This is a genomic window from Microbacterium sp. 69-10 (genome assembly GCF_001897945.1).
In the GTDB taxonomy this organism is placed as follows: Bacteria; Actinomycetota; Actinomycetes; order Actinomycetales; family Microbacteriaceae; genus Microbacterium.
Window position 1 is genome coordinate 60,814 of record NZ_MKRT01000031.1, and the last position, 5,588, is coordinate 66,401.

Sequence of the window (5,588 nt, forward strand, 5' to 3'; positions counted from 1 at the left end):
TCGGAAGGGGCTCTGGCTGGCCGCCTGAGCCCCCGAGGCGCAGCATCCGTCGTCTCCCGGTGCGACGGATGCTGCCCTGACGCGCGCATCGGCACCCACCGGCGCGCGTGTCTCAGAAGCGGCTGGTTCGGATGCCGTCACCCGCCGCAACTGGGACAGCACCCTCGTGGTCACAGCAGCCGGCGCTCGGATGCCCAGACCGTGAGCTCGTGTCGCGAGGAGAGCTGCAGCTTGCGCAGCACCGCGGACACGTGGGTCTCCACGGTCTTGATCGAGATGAACAGCTCCACGGCGACCTCCTTGTAGGCGTAGCCGCGCGCGATCAGTCGCATGACCTCCTGCTCGCGTGCCGAGAGCCGGTCGAGCTCGTCGTCCACCGCGGCCGTCTCGCCGGCCACCGCACCGAAGGCGTCGAGCACGAAGCCCGCCAGACGCGGCGAGAACACCGCATCCCCGCCCGCGACGGCGTGCACGGCCTTGGAGACCTCCACGCCCGATGAGCCCTTCGTGATGTACCCGCGGGCGCCGGCGCGGATCACCCGCACCACGTCCTCCGCAGCATCCGAGACGCTCAGCGCGAGGAAGCGCGCGGTCGTCGGAGCAGAGCCGCGGATCACGGACTCGCCGCCCGTGGCCTCCGCGCCCGCGCCGCCCGGAAGATGCACATCCAGGAGTACGACGTCCGGCATCGTCTCGCGGATCACGGCGATCGCCGAGGGCACGTCCGCGGCCTCGCCCACGACCTCGACGGTCTCGTCGAGGTCGGCGCGCAGGCCGGAGCGGAAGATCGAGTGGTCGTCGACGATCACCACGCGGATGCTGTCACTCATGCGTCCTCCGATCGCAGTGGCGCCCCCGCGATCCGCAGGTGCACCTCGGTGCCGTTCTCGTCGCTGCGCACGGTGCCGGATCCTCCGGCCCGCCGCATCCGCCCGATGATCGACTGCCGCACTCCGAGGCGGTCACTCGGCACCTCGTCGAGGTCGAACCCGGCGCCGCGGTCGCGGATGAACACGTCGACACCACTCGTCGACCCCTCGATGTACACCGAGACCTCACCGCCGGCGTGCCTGGCCGCGTTCAGCATGGCCTCGCGCGCCGCCGCGGCCAGCTCGCCACTCGCCCGCTCGGTCGAGAGCCCGGCGGAGACGACGTCGATGTGCACGGGATAGTCGAGCTCCAGCGCTCCCGCATAGTCGCGCAGGTCCGTGGGCAGATCGCTGTCGGCGGGAGCATCTCCGTCGTACAGCCACGCCCGCAGCTCGCGCTCCTGCGCCCGGGCGAGACGGGCCGCCTCGCTGGAGGCGCCCGCGCGGTTCTGGATGAGCGCGAGGGTCTGCAGCACCGAGTCGTGCAGGTGCGCGGCCATCTCGCTGCGCTGCTCCTCGCGGATGCGCCGCACCCGCTCGCCGGAGAGCTCGCGCCAGCGGTGCATCAGCGACGAGGCGAACATCGCCAGCAGCCCCGCGAAAGGCACGAGCAGGTACGCCGGAGCGACCGGGTTTGTCAGCATCCCGACCAGCAGGACCAACATCAGGATGATGGTGATCCCCCGTACTATCGCCGCCTGCCGCGGCCCGCGAGCCGGATCGTGCCTGTCGATCAGGTCGGCCCACAGTGACCCGGCGACCAGCAGCAGCACCAACCCGAACAATGCGCCCAGGTCTGCATACCTCGTGGAGTAGACCCCCATGTTCGCCGGCGAAACACTGAACATGCCTCCGCCGCGCAGCGTCAACAGCACGATCAGCTCGAGGATCACCGCGACGACCAGCATCACCCACGCCACCGGCGCCCGCCGGGACGGCGCGGACTCGCCCGGCTCCCACGGTGTGAAGACCCAGCACCACAGATAGAGCAGGACACCCGCCCCGCCCAGCAGGGTCAGCGCGATGAACATCGCCCGCACCAGCCACGTCGACACACCCAGGTGGCGGGCCAGCCCTTCGGCGGTGCCCGAGATCAGGCATTCGCGCACGCGCGTCAGCTCCGGACGCGGCGGCGCGACAGCACGCGACGGTCGAGCCAGAGGCGTCGACGGATGCTGCGCGGAAGAGGACATGACGCCATCCAACCATCCGGACGACGCGATTCCCGGGCTCCGGGGCCAGGATCAGGGGCGAGTCAGGGGATCACCCCATGGCGGCACTCGGTCCGGCATCGACAGGATCGGAGCATGACCTTCCCGACTGCGCCGCCTCCAGCTCCAGAGCGACCCCCGACGCCCCACCGATCCGATCGGTTCTTCGCCTGGGTGTCCGGCCTCGGCGTCGCCCGCTCGGACGGCTGGATCGGCGGTGTGGCGGCGGGCATCGCGTCGCGGCTGCGCATCGATCCGCTCATCGTCCGCGGCATCCTCGTCGTCGCGGCCCTGTTCGGGCTGCCGATGATCCTGCTCTACGCCGTGGCCTGGGCGCTTCTCCCCGACCCGGAGGGCCGCATCCACCTGCGCGAGCTGCTGCGCGGACACTTCGAGCCCGCGCAGCTCGGCATCCTCGCCGGGTTCCTGCTCGGGATGCTCTCGGTCACACCCACCGTGGGGCTGTTCCTCGTCGAGAGGATCCTCAACCCGTACTCGTACCAGACGTACGGGGCGAGCCCCTTCGGCGTCTTCCTCTTCATCGTCGGGCTGCTGCTGGTCGGCATCCTGCTCGTCCTGATCGTGCGCGCCGCGCGCCGCACCCCGGGGGGTGACGCGCCGGATCCGCGAATGGCTTCAGCGGTCGCGCAGACTCCCCCGTTCCCCTCCGCTCCGGCCGGCTATTCGGGCGCCGCCACGGGCGCGGAGATCCGAGAGGAGGATGCCGGCATCGACCCTGCTTCGGGTGCAGAGGCCGAGTCGCCGGCATCCTCCCTCATCCCTGAGGCCTCCGCCCCTCCTGCGGATGCCGAGGCGCTGGACGCCTGGCGCGCCCAGCACGCCGCATGGCAGCAGCAGGACCAGGAGTGGCGACGGCAGCAGCAGGATGCCGAGCGCGCTGCGCGCGACCAGGCCCGCGCCGAGCGGCAGACCGCGGCCGCGGCGTTCACCGCCGAGGCCGCCGAGCGGCGCCGCATCCGCCGCGCCTCGAACCCGCGCGCAGGCTTCGCCTACGTCGCCACCACGATCGGTGTGGCCCTGGTCGTCGCCGCGGCTGTGTGGCTGCTGTCGTCGAACCCCGGCGTCACGACGGGCGCCCTCGCAGTGCTCTCCGCAGCACTGGTGTTCGCCTTCGGCATGGTTCTCTCCGGAGTCGCCCGACGGCGGAGCGGATTCCTGGCGTTCCTGACCGTGGGGACGTTGGCCGCAGGGCTGATCACCGGCGGCGCGGCGACCATCGACGATGTGCGATTCGGGGATGCCTGGGCGTCGAACACCTACCAGCCCACCGTCATCCAGCCGTTCGGCACCCTGACCGTGGACGTGAGCAGACCCGACCAGGGTGACGCGAAGTCGCACCCGATCGTCATTCGCAAGGGCACCGGCTACACGGACATCCAGGTGCCCCCAGGAGTCGAGCTGGCGCTCTCCGCGACTGTCGGCGATGTGCGGGTCGGGTGGCTGAAGGCCGCCGTCTCGTCAGACGGCGGCTGGGACATCGTGTCCCACGGGGATTGGACGGGCACGAGCACGGGAGACGGCAAGGAGCGGGTCATCGAACGCATCCGGTCAACGGGTCCTGCACTCGATCCTCAGAGCACCGCGCAGTACGACACCGCAGATCTGGTGACCGTCCCTCTCACGATCGACCAGCAGTCCGGAGAGATCCGCATCACGTACTTCGCGCCCGCAGAGAAGGAGGCCGCCCAGTGAGCACCGAGCCGACCGTCCCGCTCCCCGAGACCACGTCCGCGCCGGATGCCGAGCACGAGACGCTCCCGCTCGAGGACGCCATCCTCCCCTCGCCGGAGGCTGCCGACCCGCTCGTGGACGCCGTGCCCGAGGCATCCGCTCCGCCGCCCCGCACCCGCTGGGCCGCGATCGTCTGGGGTCTGTGCTTCGCGGCGATCGCCTGGTTCGGCATCTGGATGCTGAGCGGCACCGACCGCCATGACAGCGTGACCGACTGGTTCGCCTCGCTGAACCCGGGGACGATCACCGCGTTCATCCTGCTGACCCTGGGAGCGCTGGTGCTGATCACCGGGCTCGTCGGATTGATCCGGCGCGCGCAGCGGCACCGGGCCGAACGCACGTGAACACGAAGGGAGGCGGCGGCCAGAGCACCTGGACCGCCGCCTCCTTTCCTTCGCCCGCGTCGCGACGCGGGTTCTTCAGCTGCGTCGCCGCAGCCACCCATAGCCCTGCCCGGCTGCGAGGAAGGACAGGGCCAGGGCGGCGACGAGAAGCCCGAAATCACGCAGGGCGATGTCGAGGTATCCGCCGACGCTGACCAGGCTGACGATGATCCCGAGCAGCCACGCTGCGACCACCAGTCCGCCGAGTCGGGGCAGGAACGCGACCAGGATGCCCGCGACGATCTCCACGACGCCCACGATGTACATCGCGGTGCGGGCGTCGCCGGGGATGATGTCGTTCATCCAGGGGGCCAGGTAGCGCTCCCAATCCGAGGTGAGGATCCTGACGAACTTGCGAGGTGAGGATCCTGACGAACTTGTCCAATCCGAACAGGATCGGCGCCACAGTGAACACCGTGCGCAGCAGGACGAACGCGACGCGATCGCCGTTCTGCATGATCGCGGCTCGTGCTTCACTACGACCGCTCATCTTCGAGCCATCTTTTCTAAAAGAAGTTAGGATCAAAAAAAGAAGCATCCGATTCTAAATGCAAGATCATCTTCTTTTAGAGGTCACCATGGACATCACCGCACAGGCGTCGAGCATCGGCAGCCTCGCCGACGAGACGCGGCGCGCGCTGTACGAGTACGTCGCGCGGCAGACCGAGCCGGTCAGCAGGGATGCCGCCGCCGAGGCGATCGGCATCCCCGCGCACATGGCACGGTTCCACCTCGACAAGCTCGTCGAGGCGGGACTTCTGGAGACCGAGTTCCGCCGCCTGTCCGGCCGCACGGGCCCTGGAGCGGGCCGCCCGTCCAAGCTGTACCTGCGCGCGAGCGGGACCATCTCCGTCTCTCTCCCGGAACGACGGTACGACCTGGTCGGCCATCTGCTGGCGGGCGCGATCGAGCGCGCCGCCGAGGGCGCCGACCTGGATCGCGCCGTCGCTGACGTCGCCCATGACGAGGGCCTGCAGATCACCGCATCCGCTCCCCGACCCGCCGAGCCCGCGGCCGACCTCGATCGGGTCTCCGCGGTGCTCGCGGCCCAGGGCTTCGAGCCGCACGAGGAGGACGGCGCGCTCATGCTCGCCAACTGCCCGTTCGACTCGCTGGCCCGCGATCACACCGCCCTGGTGTGCTCGGCGAACCTCTCGCTGATCGGCGGCATCCTCGAGGGCATGGACTGCACGCACCTGCAGGCGCACGGCGAGCCGCACGTCGGCCAGTGCTGCGTGGCGATCCGTCCCGAGGCCTGAGCGCAGCATCCCCCTGTTCTCGACTGCTCTCCTGTTCTCATCAGCCGACGCCGCCGCCCGGATACCCTGAACCCATGAAGAACGACCGGCGCCGCCCCGCACGTCCGCGCCCGG

The 5,588-nt window shown here is 70.1% G+C and carries 6 protein-coding genes; 3 read left to right on the forward strand and 3 right to left on the reverse strand.

The features are described 5' to 3' along the window. Positions 1-170 precede the first annotated feature (170 nt). Both BGN97_RS17320 and BGN97_RS17325 read right to left on the reverse strand, forming a co-directional pair. A complete protein-coding gene (locus BGN97_RS17320; RefSeq protein WP_292704345.1) occupies positions 171-830 on the reverse strand; it encodes a response regulator transcription factor in 660 nt (219 codons plus the stop codon). Further along, positions 827-2,062: a PspC domain-containing protein gene (locus BGN97_RS17325; RefSeq protein ID WP_292704349.1), complete on the reverse strand. Its 1,236-nt coding sequence runs from the start codon at positions 2,060-2,062 to the stop codon at positions 827-829. The genes BGN97_RS17320 and BGN97_RS17325 overlap by 4 nt, the downstream gene beginning before the upstream one ends. 114 nt (positions 2,063-2,176) lie before the next feature. Here BGN97_RS17325 and BGN97_RS17330 point away from each other — a divergent pair, with 114 nt between their 5' ends. Then, entirely contained in the window at positions 2,177-3,793 is a 1,617-nt protein-coding gene (locus BGN97_RS17330) for a PspC domain-containing protein (RefSeq protein ID WP_292704352.1), read from the forward strand. Further along, a complete protein-coding gene (locus BGN97_RS17335) occupies positions 3,790-4,176 on the forward strand; it encodes a hypothetical protein (protein ID WP_292704355.1) in 387 nt (128 codons plus the stop codon). The genes BGN97_RS17330 and BGN97_RS17335 overlap by 4 nt, the downstream gene beginning before the upstream one ends. Positions 4,177-4,251: 75 nt before the next feature. Here BGN97_RS17335 and BGN97_RS17340 read toward each other — a convergent pair whose 3' ends face one another. After that, the gene (locus BGN97_RS17340) at positions 4,252-4,518 is read right to left on the reverse strand and encodes a hypothetical protein (protein ID WP_292704357.1); all 267 of its coding nucleotides are present in this window, start codon (positions 4,516-4,518) and stop codon (positions 4,252-4,254) included. Positions 4,519-4,793: 275 nt separating this feature from the next. On the opposite strand from BGN97_RS17340, the gene BGN97_RS17345 reads away from it, so the two are divergent. After that, positions 4,794-5,474, forward strand: a complete 681-nt coding sequence (locus tag BGN97_RS17345) for a helix-turn-helix domain-containing protein (protein WP_292704360.1) — start codon at positions 4,794-4,796, stop codon at positions 5,472-5,474. The last annotated feature ends 114 nt before the right edge of the window (positions 5,475-5,588 follow it).

What these genes read in the sequence shown, in the direction of transcription:
- BGN97_RS17330 (WP_292704352.1), top strand. Translation starts at nt 2,177, where the DNA reads ATGACCTTCCCGACTGCGCCGCCTCCAGCTCCAGAGCGACCCCCGACG.
- BGN97_RS17325 (WP_292704349.1), bottom strand. Translation starts at nt 2,062, where the DNA reads ATGTCCTCTTCCGCGCAGCATCCGTCGACGCCTCTGGCTCGACCGTCG.
- BGN97_RS17320 (WP_292704345.1), bottom strand. Translation starts at nt 830, where the DNA reads ATGAGTGACAGCATCCGCGTGGTGATCGTCGACGACCACTCGATCTTC.
- BGN97_RS17345 (WP_292704360.1), top strand. Translation starts at nt 4,794, where the DNA reads ATGGACATCACCGCACAGGCGTCGAGCATCGGCAGCCTCGCCGACGAG.
- BGN97_RS17340 (WP_292704357.1), bottom strand. Translation starts at nt 4,518, where the DNA reads ATGAACGACATCATCCCCGGCGACGCCCGCACCGCGATGTACATCGTG.